The organism is Micromonospora sp. RP3T (genome assembly GCF_003027925.1).
Taxonomy (GTDB): domain Bacteria; phylum Actinomycetota; class Actinomycetes; order Mycobacteriales; family Micromonosporaceae; genus Micromonospora.
Genome location: NZ_PYPS01000005.1, coordinates 115,047 through 131,042, shown reverse-complemented (window position 1 = coordinate 131,042; position 15,996 = coordinate 115,047). Strand labels below are relative to the sequence as shown.

At 73.9% G+C, this 15,996-nt stretch carries 12 protein-coding genes and 1 tRNA gene; 2 read left to right on the top strand and 11 right to left on the bottom strand.

All coding sequences use genetic code 11. The features are described from left to right. Positions 1-163: 163 nt before the first annotated feature. Positions 164-236, bottom strand: a tRNA-Asn gene (locus C8054_RS06325). 196 nt (positions 237-432) lie between these two features. Between C8054_RS06325 and C8054_RS06320 the strand changes: the two genes are divergently transcribed. Further along, positions 433-825, top strand: a complete 393-nt coding sequence (locus C8054_RS06320; protein WP_107155776.1) for a hypothetical protein — start codon at positions 433-435, stop codon at positions 823-825. A 125-nt stretch (positions 826-950) separates the two neighbouring features. Then, a complete protein-coding gene (locus tag C8054_RS06315) occupies positions 951-2,138 on the top strand; it encodes an ROK family transcriptional regulator (RefSeq protein ID WP_107155775.1) in 1,188 nt (395 codons plus the stop codon). 404 nt (positions 2,139-2,542) lie between these two features. Here the strand turns inward: C8054_RS06315 and C8054_RS06310 are convergent, their stop codons facing one another. The 10 genes from C8054_RS06310 to C8054_RS06265 all read right to left on the bottom strand — a co-directional run bounded on the left by C8054_RS06310 (position 2,543) and on the right by C8054_RS06265 (position 15,931). Then, the gene (locus C8054_RS06310) at positions 2,543-3,550 is read right to left on the bottom strand and encodes a sugar phosphate isomerase/epimerase (protein ID WP_107155774.1); all 1,008 of its coding nucleotides are present in this window, start codon (positions 3,548-3,550) and stop codon (positions 2,543-2,545) included. A gap of 173 nt (positions 3,551-3,723) precedes the next feature. After that, complete coding sequence (locus C8054_RS06305; protein ID WP_107155773.1) at positions 3,724-5,820, bottom strand: ThuA domain-containing protein; 2,097 nt, start codon at positions 5,818-5,820, stop codon at positions 3,724-3,726. 20 nt (positions 5,821-5,840) lie between these two features. Beyond that, on the bottom strand, positions 5,841-8,681 hold the full coding sequence (locus C8054_RS06300; protein ID WP_107155772.1) for an RICIN domain-containing protein: 2,841 nt from the start codon (positions 8,679-8,681) through the stop codon (positions 5,841-5,843). A 136-nt stretch (positions 8,682-8,817) separates the two neighbouring features. Beyond that, positions 8,818-10,221 (bottom strand): alkaline phosphatase family protein, encoded by a 1,404-nt coding sequence (locus tag C8054_RS06295; RefSeq protein ID WP_107155771.1) that lies wholly within the window; start codon positions 10,219-10,221, stop codon positions 8,818-8,820. Further along, a complete protein-coding gene (gene eboE, locus C8054_RS06290; protein ID WP_107155770.1) occupies positions 10,218-11,405 on the bottom strand; it encodes a metabolite traffic protein EboE in 1,188 nt (395 codons plus the stop codon). The genes C8054_RS06295 and eboE overlap by 4 nt, the downstream gene beginning before the upstream one ends. Then, on the bottom strand, positions 11,405-12,256 hold the full coding sequence (locus C8054_RS06285) for a TatD family hydrolase (protein WP_107155769.1): 852 nt from the start codon (positions 12,254-12,256) through the stop codon (positions 11,405-11,407). The genes eboE and C8054_RS06285 overlap by 1 nt, the downstream gene beginning before the upstream one ends. 1 nt (position 12,257) lies before the next feature. Next, the gene (locus tag C8054_RS06280) at positions 12,258-12,863 is read right to left on the bottom strand and encodes an EboA domain-containing protein (protein WP_107155768.1); all 606 of its coding nucleotides are present in this window, start codon (positions 12,861-12,863) and stop codon (positions 12,258-12,260) included. A 37-nt stretch (positions 12,864-12,900) separates the two neighbouring features. Next, entirely contained in the window at positions 12,901-13,797 is an 897-nt protein-coding gene (locus C8054_RS06275) for a sugar phosphate isomerase/epimerase (protein ID WP_107155767.1), read from the bottom strand. Beyond that, complete coding sequence (locus tag C8054_RS06270; RefSeq protein ID WP_107155766.1) at positions 13,794-14,798, bottom strand: SCO3242 family prenyltransferase; 1,005 nt, start codon at positions 14,796-14,798, stop codon at positions 13,794-13,796. The genes C8054_RS06275 and C8054_RS06270 overlap by 4 nt, the downstream gene beginning before the upstream one ends. After that, complete coding sequence (locus tag C8054_RS06265; RefSeq protein WP_107155765.1) at positions 14,795-15,931, bottom strand: inositol-3-phosphate synthase; 1,137 nt, start codon at positions 15,929-15,931, stop codon at positions 14,795-14,797. The genes C8054_RS06270 and C8054_RS06265 overlap by 4 nt, the downstream gene beginning before the upstream one ends. Positions 15,932-15,996: the final 65 nt, after the last annotated feature.

The following is a 15,996-nucleotide window of genomic DNA, read 5'->3' as shown; positions in this document are numbered from 1 at the left end:
CACCCTCGGATCGACGCAAAAATCGACGCAGCGGGAGTCTAGGTCGACCTCGACCATCCTGCCGCCCGAAACGGCGTTCGCGGGCGGAAACCGGGCGGCCGCACGGGAGCCGGCAATGAGAAACGCCCGTCGGCGTGGCCGACGGGCGTGCGGTAGAGCGAAGCTCCCCCGATTGGACTCGAACCAATAACCTGCCGGTTAACAGCCGGCTGCTCTGCCAATTGAGCTACAGGGGACCGTGCACCGCTCGGCTCGGATCTTCCCCGCGCCGTGCGACGGGAAAAGAATACAGGACATCGGGGGGTGACGCGCCAGGGGGTTTGCCGGCGGCGCAGAATCGGGATAAATCGTCATCTCGGCACAGGGAGGCATGAGCCGAGAGGAGGATGGGTAGTTAGCCACCAACAGAGTTCAGGGACGGAAGGAGCCGCCATGCGCGGAAAGATCATGTTTCTTGGCGGGCTGGCAGCGGGGTTCGTCCTGGGCGCCCGTGCCGGCCGCGAGAAGTACGAGGAGTTGGTGGTCCGCGGGCGTAAGGTGCTCGACCACCCGACCGTCCAGGAGGCGGCCGGCGTCGCGCAGGCTCAGGCGACCCGGCTCTACTCCGAGGGCAAGGACAAGCTCGGCCAGACCAAGATCGGCGAGAAGATCTCGACCGGCAACGGCAGCAAGCCGGGGCTGAGCGACGCCGACAAGCCGTTCGCCGGCACGCCGGCCGCGGTGGGCAGCAAGGCCGGCACCACCGGCACTGGCTCGACCGGCGTGACCGGTTCGACCACGACCGGCACGAGCACCAAGCCCAACGGCACGAGCAGCACCCTCTGACAGACCCGGACAGCGGGCCGGCTCACCCTCGGGTGACCGGCCCGCTCCCGTGTGTCCTCCCCCCACACGTCACGCCGCCGTGACGCCGGTGTGGCAGATTCTCCGGTGGGGAGGTGGACGATCACATGACGATGGTCGGACCGGAGACCGCGGACCAGGCGCGGCTGCTGCGACTGCTGCGCGACGACGGCCCCCGGTCCCGGGTCGAGCTGGTCGACGTCCTCGGCCTGCCCCGGGCGCGCTTCGCCGCCGAGGCGGACCGGCTGGCCGCGCAGGGCCTGGTGGAGACCGCCGGGCCGGCCGCGTCCCGGGGTGGTCGCCGCTCGTCGCTGCTGCGGGTGGGCGCGCAGGTGCGCTTCGGCGCGGTGCTCGTCGGCGACGGCCGGCTGCGGGTCGCGCTCACCGACGGTGAGCTGAACCCGCTTACCCGGATCGATGAGCCGGTCGACGTGCGGCTCGGCCCCGAGGCGGTGGTCGGCCGGACGGTCGAGCTGCTCGGCAAGCTGCGGGCCGAGGCCGGGCTGACCCGGCTGACCGGCGTCCGGGTGGCGCTGCCCGCGCCGGTGGCGGTCAGCGACGGCACGCCCGTCTCCCCGCCCGCGCTGCCCGGCTGGCACCGGTTCCCGGTACGCGACACGCTCGCCGCCGAGCTGGGCTGCCCGGTGCACGTCGACAACGACGCGAACGCGATGGCGCTCGGCGAGTCGCACGCCGGCACCGGCCGCCCGTTCGACGACTTCCTGTACGTCAAGCTCGGCGACGCGATCGGCTGCGGGCTGGTGCTCGGCGGCTCGCTCCACCGGGGCGCGACAAGCGGCGCCGGCGACATCGGGCATCTCCAGCTGACCGAGGACGGGCCGCTCTGCGCCTGCGGCAACACCGGCTGCGTCGAGGCGTACTGCGGGGATGCCGCGCTGGTCCGGGAGGCGGTGACGGCCGCGCGGGCCGGGCGCTCGACGGTGCTGGCGGAGCGGCTCGCGGCGACCGGCGCGCTGACGGTGGTGGACGTGGCCGCGGCGGCGACCGCTGGCGATCCGGCGGCGCAGACGCTGGTCCGGGACGCCGCCCGTCGGCTCGGGCAGGTGCTGGTCGGGCTGGTCAGCTTCGTCAACCCGGCCATCGTCATCATCGGCGGCGCGGCGCCCGGCATCGGGCCGGTCCTGCTCGCCGAGATCCGGGGCGTGGTCTACCGCCGCTCCACGCCGCTGGCCACCGGCAGCATGCCGATCGTCCTGCCCGACCTCGACGCCCCCACCGCCGCCCTGATCGGCGCCGCCCGCCTCATCAGCGACCAGGTCTTCACCACCCGTTGACCCCGAGCGCCACCGCGTCAGCGGCTCGTTGCAGCAGCCCGTTCCCTGCGTCGGCCCGCTGGCGCGAACAGCGGTGCGACGCCGCTCATTTACCTCTCGCGTCCTACGAACTTGATGGCGCAGGTGGGTCACGACGACAGGGCAGGCCAGGGGCAACGGCAGCGGCCGGACCAGCGGGACCCGGGCGGCCGGCGGCGGCCCCAGCGGGGCCGCGACAACCACCGGACCAGGGAGCTACGGCAACCGCCGGGCGAGTAGGCCCAGGGCGGCGGGCGGGTAGGGCGTGGCGGTTGGCGACTCGTCTGTGCCATCAAGTTCGTAGGCGCCGCGAGGAATGCCCCGGGGCCGCGCCCCGGGCTGCCGCGGCCGACGTGCCGGAGGGGCACGTCGGCCGGGCCCAGGGGTCAGTCGCGGCTGCTGAAGGCGGCGTCGAAGGCGGCGGTGGGGGCGTCGAAGGCGAGGCGGCGGACGAACTGGAGCGCCTCCGGCGCGCCGACCAGGCGGTCCATGCCGGCGTCCTCCCACTCGATCGAGATCGGGCCGTCGTAGCCGATCGCGTTCAACGCCCGGAAGCAGTCCTCCCACGGGACGTCGCCGTGGCCCGTGGAGACGAAGTCCCAGCCGCGCCGCAGGTCGGCCCAGGGCAGGTGGGAGGCGAGCCGGCCACGCCGGCCGTCGCCGGTGCGGACCTTCGCGTCCTTGCAGTCCACGTGGTAGATCCGGTCGGCGAAGTCGAAGATGAAGTTCACCGGGTCCAGTTCCTGCCAGACGAAGTGCGACGGGTCCCAGTTGAGCCCGAACGCCGGCCGGTGCCCGATCGCCTCCAGCGTGCGCTTCGTGGTCCAGTAGTCGTACGCGATCTCGCTGGGGTGCACCTCGTGCGCGAAGCGCACGCCCACCTCGTCGAAGACGTCCAGGATCGGGTTCCACCGGTCGGCGAAGTCCTGGTAGCCGCGCTCGATCATGGCGGGCGGCACCGGCGGGAACATCGCCAGCGTGTGCCAGATGGACGAGCCGGTGAAGCCGACCACGGTGCGTACGCCGAGCTTCGCCGCGGCCCGCGCGGTGTCCTTCATCTCCTCGGCGGCGCGGCGGCGCACCCCTTCCGGCTCGCCGTCGCCCCAGATCCGGGCCGGCAGGATGTCCTGGTGCCGCTCGTCGATCGGGTGGTCGCAGACCGCCTGCCCGACCAGGTGGTTGGAGATGGTGAAGACCTGGAGGTTGTGCTTGGCGAGCGTGTCCCGCTTCCGCTCGACGTACGAGTCGTCGGCGAGCGCCTTGTCGACCTCGAAGTGGTCACCCCAGCAGGCGATCTCCAGGCCGTCGTAGCCCCACTCGGCGGCGAGCCGGCAGACCTCGTCGAACGGAAGGTCGGCCCACTGGCCGGTGAAGAGCGTGATGGGTCGCGCCATTGTCGTTCTCCCCTGTCGTGATGGGGGATTCCGTTGCGGGCCGGGGCGAGGGCGACCGGGGGGACGGCGACGGCCGGCACCGGTGGACGCGTGAGCGTCTGCGCCCGACGGGTTGCGCCTCCCGACGGGTCACCGGCCACCTCGCGGTCGCCGTCCCCACTCTATGGCCTACCTCACGGCAGGGTCCAGCGCTGGTTGGCGGCCCCGGTGCAGGTCCACAGGTGCACCGGCGTGCCGTCGACCGAGTTGTTGCCGGACACGTCCAGACACTTGCCGGACTGCGGGTTGCGGACCGTGCCGTCGGTCCGCGCCGACCAGTTCTGCGCGCCGCTGCCGTTGCACGTGTAGAGCTGGATCTTCGTGCCGTCGGCGCTGCCGCCGCCGGCGACGTCCAGGCACTTGCCCAACGCCTTCACCGGCCCGTTCGGGGTCACCGTCCACGTCTGCGCCGTGGAGGAGTTGCAGGTGTAGAGCTGGATCTGGGTGCCGTCGGCGGTGGCCGCGTTGCGCACGTCCAGGCACTTGCCGGCCAGGCCCTTCACCGGGCCGGTGCCGGCCGTGCCGCCGCCCCGCACCAGCGTGAAGTCGTCCACGTCGAACAGCCCGGAACCGCTGCCGGTGAACGTCAGGTACACCGTCTGCGTTCCTGACGGCACCCCGCTCAGCGCGGTGGTGACGTCGGCGAACGTGGTCCAGCTCCCGGTGTTCGGCACCGCCACCTGGCCGAGCAGCGGGCCGGTCGGCGAGCCGGTGCGCACGCCGATGGTGCCGCCGGGCCCGCCGGAGACCACCCGGGCCCGCAGCGAGGTCACGCCGGTCAGGTCCAGGTTCTGGTACGCGGCCCAGTCGCCCGGGTCGACGTACCCGAGGGTCTGCCCGCCGTTGGCGCCGGCCTTGGCGAACGCGCTGACGCCGCTGGCCGAGCTGAACGCCTCGGCCTGGACGGTGGTGGTGCCGCCCGGCGGCGGGGTGCCACCCAGTTCCTTGATCCGGATGTTGCGGAACGACGCGTCGTCGCCGGTGCCGTGGTTCTGGATGCCGACGTGCCCGGCGAGCGACCGGACCGGGTCGGTGTTGGTGAAGTCGTTGACGCGCACGCCGTTGAGGAAGACCTGCAACCGCTCGCCCTCGACCAGGATCTCGTAGGTGTTCCACTCCCCCGCCGGGTTCAGCGCCGCGTCCCGCGCGGCCAGGTCGGCGGACTTGAAGCCGTAGATCGCCCCGGTGGTCTTGTCCGCCGAGTCGGTGGGGTCGATCTGCACCTCGTAGCCGTTGTTCACCGCCGAGTTCGGGTCGCTCGACGGTGGGAAGCCGACGAACACGCCGGAGTTGTCGTCGCCGGCCAGCCGCCAGTCCAGCTTGAGCGAGTAGTTCGTGAACTGCTTCGCGCTGTACCAGTAGAGACCCATGCCGCCGACCGAGGTGAGCGTGGCGTCGCTGTTGGTGAAGCTGCCCGGCCCGGCCTGGGACCAGCCGGTGGTGCCGCCGTCGTAGAGCGCGGTGTAGCCGGTCTCCGGCCGGCAGTCGGCCTTCGTGCGGCCGGCGGCGTAGCGGATGCCGCCGAGCAGGTGCGCCCGGAACGCCGCGTCGGCGTACGACGCCTGGGTGTGCCCGCCGCCGGTGTAGAACGACCGGCCGCCGCTGTACGTCTTGCACCAGGCGTGCGGGTGGTCGCCGCCCATCGAGCCCCCGGAGTACGTGGACTCGTCGAGGCTGGCCAGCACGTGCGCGGTGGAGCGCGCGTTGGTGCGGTAGTCGTACCACTCGTCGGTGCGGTTCCACCGCTGCGGCAGGTGCGCGGTGGCGGCGTGCGCCCGGTCCTCCACCTTGACGGTGGCCGGCTGGATCGCCGGGTGGGACGCGAACCAGGCGCCGACCAGGTTGCCGTAGAACGGCCAGTCGTACTCGGTGTCGGCGGCGGAGTGCACGCCGACGTACCCGCCGCCACCGCCGATGTACGACTCGAACGCGGCCTGCTGGGTCGCGTTGAGCACGTCGCCGGTGGTGTTGAGGAAGATCACCGCCTCGAAGCGGGCCAGGTTGGCGGTGGTGAACTGGGCCGCGTCCTCGGTCGCGGTGACGGTGAAGTTGTTCGCCGCGCCCAGGTCGCGGACGGTCTGCGTGCCGACCGCGATGGAGTCGTGCCGGAAGCCGGCGGTCTTGGAGAAGACCAGCACGTCGTACGGGGCGTCGGCGGCGCTCGCCGGGGTGGCGACGCTGGTGGCGGCCATGGCGGTCACCGCCACCAGCGCGATACGGAGGAGTCTCATCGGCGTTCTTCCTTCCCACCTCACGGCAGCGTCCACTTCTGGTTGGCCGCGCCCGTGCAGGTCCACAGGTGCACCGGCGTGCTGTCGGCCGAGTTGTTGCCGGACACGTCCAGGCACTTGCCGGACTGCGGGTTGCGGACCGTGCCGTCGGCCTGCGCCGACCAGTTCTGCGCGCCGCTGCCGTTGCACGTGTAGAGCTGGATCTTCGTGCCGTCGGCGCTGGCGCCACCGGCGACGTCCAGGCACTTGCCGTACGCCTTGACCGTCGAGTTCGGCGTCACGGTCCAGGACTGCGCGGCGGTACCGTTGCAGGTGTAGAGCTGGATCTGGGTGCCGTCGGCGGTGGCCGCGTTGCGCACGTCGAGGCACTTGCCGGCCAGGCCCTTCACCGGGCCGGTGCGCACGCTCGACGTGGTGAACGTGAACGCGTCCAGGTCGTAGAGCGCCCCGGTGCCGCCGGCGAACGTGAGGTAGAGCGTGGTGGTGCCGGCCGGCGGGTTGGTGATGGCGCCGGTGACCGTGGTGAACGAGTCCCAGGCGCCGGTGACCGGGACGGTGGCCGAGCCGAGCACGGTGCCGGTGGCGGAGCCGGCCCGCACCTGGAGCGTGCCGCCCGCGCCGGCCGAGGAGACCCGGGCGGTGAAGCCGGTGGCGTCGGCGAGCAGGTACGGCTGGAACGCGATCCAGTCGCCGTTGTTGATGTCGCCGACGGTCTTGCCGCCCTCGGCGGTGCCCTTGTCGAACGTGTTGATCCCGGACGAGGTCCTGAAGTGCTCGGCCTGCCGGTGCCGGGGCTGGAGCGTGTGCTGGGTGTGCGTGGTGAGGCCGCCGGCGTCGGTGTACTCGGCGTCGAAGATGGCGAAGATGTTCGCCGCGTCGTCGTGCTCGCCGTCGACCGGGATGGCGATCGTGCCGGTGCAGCCGGTGGCCGAGGTGATCTGGTGGCCGTGCTGGTCGTGCCCGAGCACGTAGGTCATCTTGACCTTGGTGCAGTCGATCGTGCCGTCCTCCGGGTCGGTGACGGTGATCCGGAACGGCACCGTGTCGCCGAAGGAGAACAGCTTGCCGTTGCCGGGCGTCTCGATGACCACTGTCGGCGCGGTGTTGCCCACGGTGATCGTGACGCTGGCGGTGCCGGTGGCGCCCTGCGGGTCGCGGACGGTCAGCGTGGCGGTGTAGCGGCCGTTCGCGGTGTAGGTGTGCGACGGGTTGGCCGCCGTGGAGGTGCCACCGTCACCGAACGCCCAGGCGTACGTCAGCGCGCCGCTCTCCGGGTCGGACGAGCCGGCCGAGGAGAACGCCACGGTCAGCGGCGCGGTGCCGGAGGTCTTGTCGGCGGCGGCGCGGGCTACCGGGGCGCGGTTGCCGCCGCCCAGGTAGTCGAAGCGGTACAACGCCGAGTTGGCGTCCCCGTTGAAGTAGCCGGTGCCGTAGTCGAGCACGTAGTAGGCGCCGTCCGGGCCGAACGCGGAGTCCATCACCTGCTTGCCGGTCCACGGGAACGCGTCGATGGTGCCGGGTGAGCCGTCCGCGTTGACGTGGATCGGCTTGATCCAGCCTCGGCCGAACTCGGTGGCGAAGAACTGCCCGTCGAAGGACTGCGGGAACTTGGTGGTGGACGGGTTCGCCGCGTCGTACCGGTAGACCGGTCCGCCCATCGGCGATTCGGAGCCGCCGCCGAACTCGGGCGGGCTGCCGGCGTCGCCGGCGTAGCGGATCCAGGCCGGCTTGGCGGCCGGCAGCGTGGTCAGGCCGGTGTTGCGGAACGAGTTGTTGGTCGGGCCGCCGGTGCAGTTGAACTTCGCGCCGGCGGTGCCGGTGGCGAAGTCCCACTCGGCGTACGTCTCGGCGGCCGTGTTGGTGCCGGTGCAGTACGGCCAGCCGTAGTTGCCCGGCCCGGTGACCCGGTCGAACTCGACCTGCCCGGACGGGCCGCGCGCCGAGGTGGTGCCGGCGTCCGGCCCGTAGTCGCCGACGTAGACGACGCCGGTGGCCTTGTCGACGCTCATCCGGAACGGGTTGCGGAAGCCCATGGCGTAGATCTCCGGGCGGGTCTTCGCGGTGCCGGGGGCGAAGAGGTTGCCGCTCGGGATCGAGTACGTGCCGTTGGCGTTGACCTTGATGCGGAGGATCTTGCCGCGCAGGTCGTTGGTGTTGCCGGCGCTGCGTTGCGCGTCGTACCCGGGGTTGCGGTTGGTCCGCTCGTCGATCGGGGCGTAGCCGGCGGAGTCGAACGGGTTGGTGTCGTCTCCGGTGGAGAGGTAGAGGTTGCCGGCGGCGTCGAAGTCGATGTCGCCGCCGACGTGGCAGCAGAGTCCACGGTCAGCCGGCACGTCGAGCACGTCGACCTTGCTGGTCTGGTTGAGCGTGAAGTCGGCGTTGAGCGTGAACCGGGAGAGCCGGTTGACGCCCTGCCAGGCGGAGAAGTCGGTGCCGGTGGCCGGCGCGTCCCCGGCCGGGGTGGACAGCGGCGGCGCGTAGTAGAGATAGATGTGCCGGTTGGTGGTGAAGCCGGGGTCGACGCCGACGCCCTGCAACCCCTCCTCGTCGTGGGTGTAGACCGGCAGCGTGCCGATGACGGTGGTGACGCCGGCCGCGTCGGTGCGGCGCAGCGTGCCGTTGCGGGCGGTGTGCAGGACCGACCGGTCGGGCAGCACCGCGAGGGAGATCGGCTCGCCGGTCTCGGCGACGCCGCGGGCGAGTTCGACCTGCTGGAAGTCGCTCGCCGAGATGGGGTGGGCGGACGCCGGGACGGGCGTCGTGGCCAGCGTGACGGTGCCGGCGGTGATCGCGAGCAGCAGCGCCGCGCCGGCGGCGAGCCGTCGTCGGGCCCGAGGGTGGTGGTGGGGGTGGCTGGACATGCCGTGCAGTCCTTCCTGACGCGCGCAGCCAGGACCGGGCGCGCGTCGCGCCGGATGCCGAAAGGGGGAGCGTTGTGCTGGCCACGACATTAGGACCTTTCGATCGACCTGTCCATAGCTTCTGATCGATCAGAAACTACTTTTGACGCGTGTCGACAAAAGTTAGTCCGGCGAGGTGGAGTAGCAGCGCCTTCACCTCGGTCGCCGCGACCCGGGAGCGGGCCGCGGCCGGGTCGGAGCAGAGCAGCACCGGCCCGTCCGCCGGGTCGGCGGGCAGCCGGCCGTGCGAGCCGCGCACCGCCCGCGCACCGGCGTCCAGCCCGACCACGCTCATCAGGTAGCGCATCCCCAGCTTCTTGCGGGCCAACGCCACCGCCGCCCGGCGCTTCGCGGCACCCGGGGCGAGCGGGTCGAAGAACAGCTCCGCCGGGTCGTAGCCGGGCTTGCGGTGGATCTCGACCAGCCGGGCGAAGTCCGGCGCCCGCGCGTCGTCCAGCCAGTAGTAGTAGGTGAACCAGGCGTCCGGCTCGGCCACCAGCACCAGCTCACCGGCGCGGGGATGGGCCAACCCGTACCCGGCCTGCCCGGCCGCGTCCAGCACCTCGGCGACGCCGGGCAGCGCGGCACAGCGCTTCGCCACCGCCGGCACGTCCGCCGGGTCCCGCACGTAGACGTGCGCCACCTGGTGGTCGGCCACCGCGAAGGCCGGTGACGTCCACGGGTCCAGGTATTCCATGCCGGCCTGCGTGTAGACGCGCAGCAGCCCTTCGGCGCGCAGCATCCGGTTCACGTCCACCGGGCGCGAGACGTCGGTGATGCCGTACTCGGAGAGCGCCACCACTGTCGCTTCACGCTCCCACGCCGCGTCCAGCAGCGGCCCGAGCACCGCGTCCAGCTCCGCCGCCGCGGCGGCGGCCTGCGGCGCGGACGGCCCGAAGCGTTGCAGGTCGTAGTCGAGGTGCGGCAGGTAGACCAGGGTCAGGTCGGGGGCGTGGTCGGCCAGGATCCGCTGCGCGGCCCGGCTGATCCACGCCGACGACGGCAGCCCCGCGCCCGGCCCCCAGTAGCTGAACAGCGGGAACGTGCCGAGCGCGTCGGTCAGCGTGTCGTGCAGCTCCGGCGGGTCGGTCCAGCAGTCCGGCTCCTTGCGCCCGTCGGCGTGGTAGACCGGGCGCGGCGTGACCGTCCAGTCGACGTCCGCGCCCATGGCGTACCACCAGCAGACGTTGGCGACCCGGTAGCCCGGCTCGACCCGGCGCGCCGCCTGCCACACCTTCTCGCCACCGACCAGCGCGTGGTGCTGCCGCCAGAGCAGCACCTCGCCGAGGTCCCGGAAATACCAGCCGTTGCCCACCACGCCGTGCCCGGCGGGCGGCTCACCGGTCAGGAACGTGGCCTGCGCCGAACAGGTCACCGCCGGCAGCACGGTGCCCAGCTCGGCGACGAAGCCGGCCTCGGCCACCGCGCGCAGCCGGGGCATGTGCGCCAGCAGACGCGGCGTCAGCCCGACCACGTCGAGCACCACCAGCCGGCGGCTCACGAGGGCACCCCCGCCACCGTGGCCAGCCCCAGGTTGGTCAGCTCGTCGCGGGCGAAGGCCAGTTCGGCGGCGATGCCGGCGGCCAGCTCCGCGTCGCCGCGCGGCCGCCGCGCCACCGGCAGCACCCCCCAGGTGTACGTCTCCACGTCGAGGTGGTCGCAGCCGGCGGCCGGACCGGCGAACAGCGCGGCGAGCGCGGCCCGCAGCACCGGCACCGTGGAACGCAGCGGCGGCTCAGGTGGGGCGTGCAGCGGCACGTGGTAGTGCACCCGCCACGCCCCGGGCAGCCGCGCGTCCAGTGCCGCGCCCAGGTCGTCGGCGGCGTACGCCGGGTCGGCCGGATCGGGGGCGTCGGCGCAGCCCGCCGCGCGGGTCTGGTGCAGGAACCGTGGCTCGACGAAGCGGCGTAGCGCATCGGTCGCGCCGGCCGGGTCGGGGGCCTCGACGGCGGCGGAGACCTGCACCTTGACCACCGGCAGGCCGGCGTCGCGCAGCCCGGCCAGCGCGTCGGCCGGCGCCTCCCAGGCGCACGCCAGGTGCGCCAGGTCCAGGCAGATCCCGAGCCGCTCGGTATCCATGGCTGACAATACCGTGCGGGCCTGTCCCGTGGACTCCACCAGACATCCCGGTTCCGGCTCGAAGCCGACCCGGACCACCCGGCCGGTGTCCCGCTGCACGGCGGCCAGCCCGGCGGCGAGCGCGTCGAGCATCCGCCGCGCCGACTCGGCCCGGCCGGCGTCCCACGGCGTTCGCCAGGCCACCGGCAGGGTGGAGATCGAACCGCGCGCCGCGTCGTCGGGCAGCAGGTCGGCCAGCACCCGGGCCAGGTCCAGCGTGTACGCCAGCCGCGCCGGGGTGGTCCAGTTCGGGTGGTACACCGCGCCCTTGACCACCGGGGCGTGGAACGCCGCGTACGGGAAACCGTTGAGCGTGACCACCTCCAGCCCGCGTACGGTCAGCTCGTGACGCAGCCGGCGCCGGGCGGCCGGGTCGGCGGCGAGCGCGGCGGCGGCCGGGGCGGCCAGCCACAGTCCCAACCCGAGCAGGTCGGCGTCGAGGTCGCGGCGTACCGCGACCGCGTACGTGTCGAGCTGGGCGAGGATGCCCGGCAGGTTCTCGGCGGGGTGGACGTTGGTGCAGTAGCCGAGATGGACGGTGCTGCCGTCGGCGTGCCGCAGCCGCATCACTCGCCCCCGCGCCGGATCGAGTTGCCGGCGAACGTGGGCGCGGGCGCGTCCACGTCGCTGAGGTCGAGCCGGCCGGACTGGCCGTAGAACTCCACCGGGTTGCGCCACAGCACCCGGTCCACGTCGTCGACGTCGAACCCGGCGGCCAGCATCGCCTCCCCGGTGGCGCGGGTCAGCAGCGGGTCGGAACGCCCCCAGTCGGCGGCGGAGTTGACCAGGATCCGCTCCGTCCCGTACGTCCGCAGCAGCTCGACCATCCGGGGCGGCGACATCTTCGTCTCCGGGTAGATCGAGAAGCCCAGCCAGCAGCCGGTGTCCCGGACCAGCTTCACGGTCACCTCGTTGAGGTGGTCGACGAGCACCCGCCCGGGGGCGATGCCCGACTCGGCGACCACCGCGAGCGTGCGTTCGACGCCGCGCGCCTTGTCCCGATGCGGGGTGTGCACCAGCGCGGGCAGGTCGTGGGCGACGGCCAGTGCGAGCTGACCGGCGAACGCGGCGTCCTCGGCCGGGGTCATCGCGTCGTAGCCGATCTCGCCGACCGCGACCACGCCGTCCTTGTCCAGGTAGCGCGGCAGCACGTCGAGCACCGGCCGGCAGCGCGGGTCGTTGGCCTCCTTCGGGTTCAGTGCCACTGTGGCGTGGTGCCGGACGCCGAACTGCCCGGCCCGGAACGGCTCCCAGCCGACGAGCGAGTCGAAGTAGTCGACGAAACTGTCCACGCTGGTACGCGGCTGGCCCAGCCAGAACGACGGCTCGACCACCGCGCGCACCCCGGCGGCGGCCATCCGCTCGTAGTCGTCGGTGGTCCGGGACGTCATGTGGATGTGCGGGTCGAAGATGCGCATGTCACGCCTCCGTGATGGGGATGGTGAGCCGGTCCAGCAGGTCGGCGGCGTCGGCGGGCATGCTCCGGCCGGCGGCGTGCCGCTCGGTGGCGTACGCGGCCAGCATCTGCGCCAGCTCACCGTCGGCCCGGTCGGTCAGGCTGTCGACCACGGCCAGCGGCACGCCGGTGAACACGCACTTGAGCACCGCCTGCCGCCAGGCCGGCTGTTCCAGGTGTCGGGCGTAGGGGCCGAGCGCGGCGGCGACCAGCCGGGTGTCGTTGGTGCGGATCGCGTCGTGCAGCAGCGGCACGCACTCCGCCCCGATCGGCAGCAGCGGCAGCGCCCGCAGCACGGCCCGTTTCTCCGCCGCGTCGCCCTCCCGGTAGAGCGTCTCGGCCGCGCCGGCGTGCCCGGTGGGCAACGCGGTGAGCAGCGACGCGCGGGCCGCCTCGTCGACCGTCCAGCCGGGCGGGTCGGGCACCGGCCCGCGCCCGCACCGCCGGGCGGCGGCGGCGAAGTAGCGCGGGATCGCCGCGGGTTCGGTCGCGACGCGGCGCCGCGCCGCGTCCAGCCACTGCGGATCGGGTACGCCCCGCAGCGCGGCGCGCAGTCGGTCGGGTGTCATGCCGTCTCCCTCTGCCGGGTGGTGGATGGTGGTCGCCTCACCGCCCCTCGCCGCGCCGGGCGGCGGCGCGCAGGAAGTCGAGTGAGCGGGCGGCGACGGTCGGGGCGGCGTGCGAGTGCCGGGGCAGTTCCACCGCGACCAGCCCGTGGTAGCCGGCGTCGGCCAGCGCGGCCAGCACCGGCGGGAAGTCGATCTCCCCGGTGCCGAACTCCAGGTGCTCGTGCACGCCCCGGCGCATGTCGTCGATCTGGACGTTGACCAGGTGGTCGGCGACCGCCGCCACGCAGTCGGGCACCGGCAGCGGCTCCAGGCAGCGGCAGTGTCCGATGTCGAGCGTGAGGCCGAAGCCGGGCGGCGCGTCGAGCGCGTCTCGCAGCCGCCGCCAGCCGGCGATGTCCTCGACCAGCATGCCCGGCTCGGGTTCGAAGCCGAGCGGCACGCCGGCCGCCGCCGCCTCGGCGCAGACCGTGGCGCAGCCGGCGACCAGGCGCTCCCACGCGACCGACGGCGGCACCTCCGGCGGGCGTACGCCGGCCCAGCAGGAGACCGCCTCCGCGCCCAGGTCGGCGCCGATCCGGACCGCCCGGCGGAGGAACTCGATCCGGCGGGCGCTGTCGTCGTGCAGCAGCGTCGGGGCGTGCTTGTGCCACGGGTCGAGCAGGTAGCGGGCGCCGGTCTCGATCACCACGGCCAACCCGAGCGCGTCCAGCCGGCGGCGTACGGCGGCGACCCGGCCGGCCAGCCCGCTGGCGAACGGGTCCAGGTGGTCGTGGTCCAGGGTGAGCGCCACACCCACGTAGCCGAGGTCGGCGAGCACCGCGAGCGCGTCGTCGAGCCGGTGGTTGGCGAAGCCGTTGGTGCCGTACCCGAATCGCAGCCGGCCCGGCTCGGGCGCGGGCCGGCGGGGCGCGGCGGCCGGGGTCACGGTGGTCATGTCGGCGAGACCAGCCGGGCCAGGCGGCGGCCCAGCGGGGCGGCGGCGGCCACCGCGAGGCCGAGCAGCCCGACGCCGGCGCGGGCGGTCAGCGCGCCCTGCAACGCGGGCAGCCCGGTGATGCCGGCGCCGACCGCGGCGCGCACCCGGGCCGGCGACGGGTCGGCGAGCACCCGGGCCTGCGCCCGCCCGTACCGCACGGCGTAGCCCGCGGCGAGCACCGCCGGCACCAGCGCACCGAGCCGAAGGAAGGGCCCCCTCTTAACGCATTCGGTAGAGGAGGGGGCCCCGCTTAACACGGTCGGCCGGCCCGGGGCGGCGAGCGCGATCAGCGCGGTGCCGGCCAGGGTGAGGCCCGGCAACCGCCGGTCCGTCGCCCCGGTCACCTCGCGGCGGGACAGCGCGGTGACGGTCCAGGTGTGCGCGGCGACGGTAAGCGCCGCCGGCACCGCCCGCAGCAACGCCGGCCCGACGCTCCCGCCCGACCCGCCGGCACCCCGGCCGCAGCCGGTGCCGGGCCACCGGTCGCCGCCTGCGGCGCGTCCCCGGGCGGTCGGAGTCGTGGTCGCGCCGAGCAGGACGTCCAGCCCTCGGCACGCGGCCATCACGGCGGGACCGGCCGTGGTGTCCTTCGCGCTCAGGTCGTACCCCCAGATGGTGGCGGCCAGACCAACCGCGACGGTCCCCGCCTGCCGGCCCCCGGCGGCGGTGGCGACGGCGAGACCGGCGGCGGTCAGGCCGCCGGCCAGGCCGAGCGCGACGGCCGGGCGGACCCGGCCGGACGGGATCGGCCGCTCCGGGCGCTCCACCGCGTCGAGCCGCCGGTCCGCCCAGTCGTTGGCGGCCATCCCGGCCCAGTAGAGCAGCACCGACGCGCCGGCCAACGCGGGCGTACGCCGGCCGAGCGTCCCGGCCGACGCGGCGCCGGCCAGCACGTCCCCCGGCACGGAGAGCGCGGCCGGCGCGCGGACCAGCTCGGCCAGGTCGGCGAGCCGGGTCACCGGGCCGCCTCCGCGTGCAGGCCGGCCACGAAGTCGCGCAGCACCGCCCACTGCTCGCCGAGCGCGTGGCCGGTGTCGCCGAGCGGATCCTTGAAGAAGAACGCCAGCTCGGCGAGGGGGCCCCGGCGGCCGGCGGCGTGCGCGGCGGCGGTCAGCCGGGCCAGGTCGAGCACCAGCGGGGCGGCCAGCGCCGAGTCGCAGCCGTGCCAGGTGAACTCCATCCGCATCCCGGTGCCCAGGAAGCCGGCGAACGTGACCAGGTCCCAGGCGGTCTTGAAGTCGCCCAGCTCCTCGACGTAGTCGATCCGGGTGCTGCCCTGTGGCAGGTAGCCGAGCGTCTCGGCGAGCACCCGCTGCTTGCTGCCCACCTTGGCGGCGTTGGCAGCCGGCTCGGCCAGCGTCGCGCCGTCGCCGCCGCCGAGCAGGTTCGTCCCGGACCAGGACCGCACCGCCAGGTGCCGCATCGCGAACATCGGCGCGAGCACCGACTTGAGCAGCGTCTCGCCGGTCTTGCCGTCGTGCCCGGCGTACGGCAGGCCGCGCTCGTCGGCCAACGCGGCCAGTGCCGGCAGCCGGGCCCCGGTGGACGGGGTGAAGTCGACGTACGGGCAGCCGGCGGTGAACGCCGCGTACGCGTACCGGGAGCTGGCCGGCAGCACGTCGAGCGCGGTGCGCAGCGCGGTCAGGTCGTGGTGGGCCGGGTGCGGGGCGGGCGCCGGCTCGGTGGCGGCCACGTTGACCACCACCACCCGGTCCAGGTCGTACCGGCGGCGGAAGTCGGTCAGGTCGTCGACCACGGCGGCGATCCGCGCGGCCGGGTCGCCCTCGGTCGGCACGGGTCGCAGCGCCGCCTCGACGTCGGCCAGCTCCGGCGCGACGGCGTCGGCGAGCCGGCCGGGCAGCACGCCGGCGGCGGCGAGCGCCTCGGCGCGTTTGGTCAGCGGGGTGGCGACCACGTCGTGGCCGCCGAAGACGAGGTCGGCGAGGCCCGGCAGCGCGGGACCCCGCAGGTCGGGCAGTTCGGTGACGCAGCCGGTCGGTGCGGTGAGCCCGGCCCGTAGGGCGAGCGCCCCGACCACGCTCGTGGTCGCGACCGAACCACGTGCTCCCACCAGCCAGACACCCGTACGCATCGCGTTACCTCCCCAGGTCGGTGCCGGTCCACCGGTGCGGCCGGGGAATCCCGGTCCGGCCGCAC

Excerpts from the sequence above, each read along its gene's own strand:
- C8054_RS06310 (WP_107155774.1), bottom strand. The coding sequence starts at position 3,550 with ATGGCGCGACCCATCACGCTCTTCACCGGCCAGTGGGCCGACCTTCCG.
- C8054_RS06265 (WP_107155765.1), bottom strand. The coding sequence starts at position 15,931 with ATGCGTACGGGTGTCTGGCTGGTGGGAGCACGTGGTTCGGTCGCGACC.
- C8054_RS06275 (WP_107155767.1), bottom strand. The coding sequence starts at position 13,797 with ATGACCACCGTGACCCCGGCCGCCGCGCCCCGCCGGCCCGCGCCCGAG.
- C8054_RS06300 (WP_107155772.1), bottom strand. The coding sequence starts at position 8,681 with ATGTCCAGCCACCCCCACCACCACCCTCGGGCCCGACGACGGCTCGCC.
- C8054_RS06280 (WP_107155768.1), bottom strand. The coding sequence starts at position 12,863 with ATGACACCCGACCGACTGCGCGCCGCGCTGCGGGGCGTACCCGATCCG.
- eboE (WP_107155770.1), bottom strand. The coding sequence starts at position 11,405 with ATGCGGCTGCGGCACGCCGACGGCAGCACCGTCCATCTCGGCTACTGC.
- C8054_RS06285 (WP_107155769.1), bottom strand. The coding sequence starts at position 12,256 with ATGCGCATCTTCGACCCGCACATCCACATGACGTCCCGGACCACCGAC.
- C8054_RS06305 (WP_107155773.1), bottom strand. The coding sequence starts at position 5,820 with ATGAGACTCCTCCGTATCGCGCTGGTGGCGGTGACCGCCATGGCCGCC.
- C8054_RS06320 (WP_107155776.1), top strand. The coding sequence starts at position 433 with ATGCGCGGAAAGATCATGTTTCTTGGCGGGCTGGCAGCGGGGTTCGTC.
- C8054_RS06315 (WP_107155775.1), top strand. The coding sequence starts at position 951 with ATGACGATGGTCGGACCGGAGACCGCGGACCAGGCGCGGCTGCTGCGA.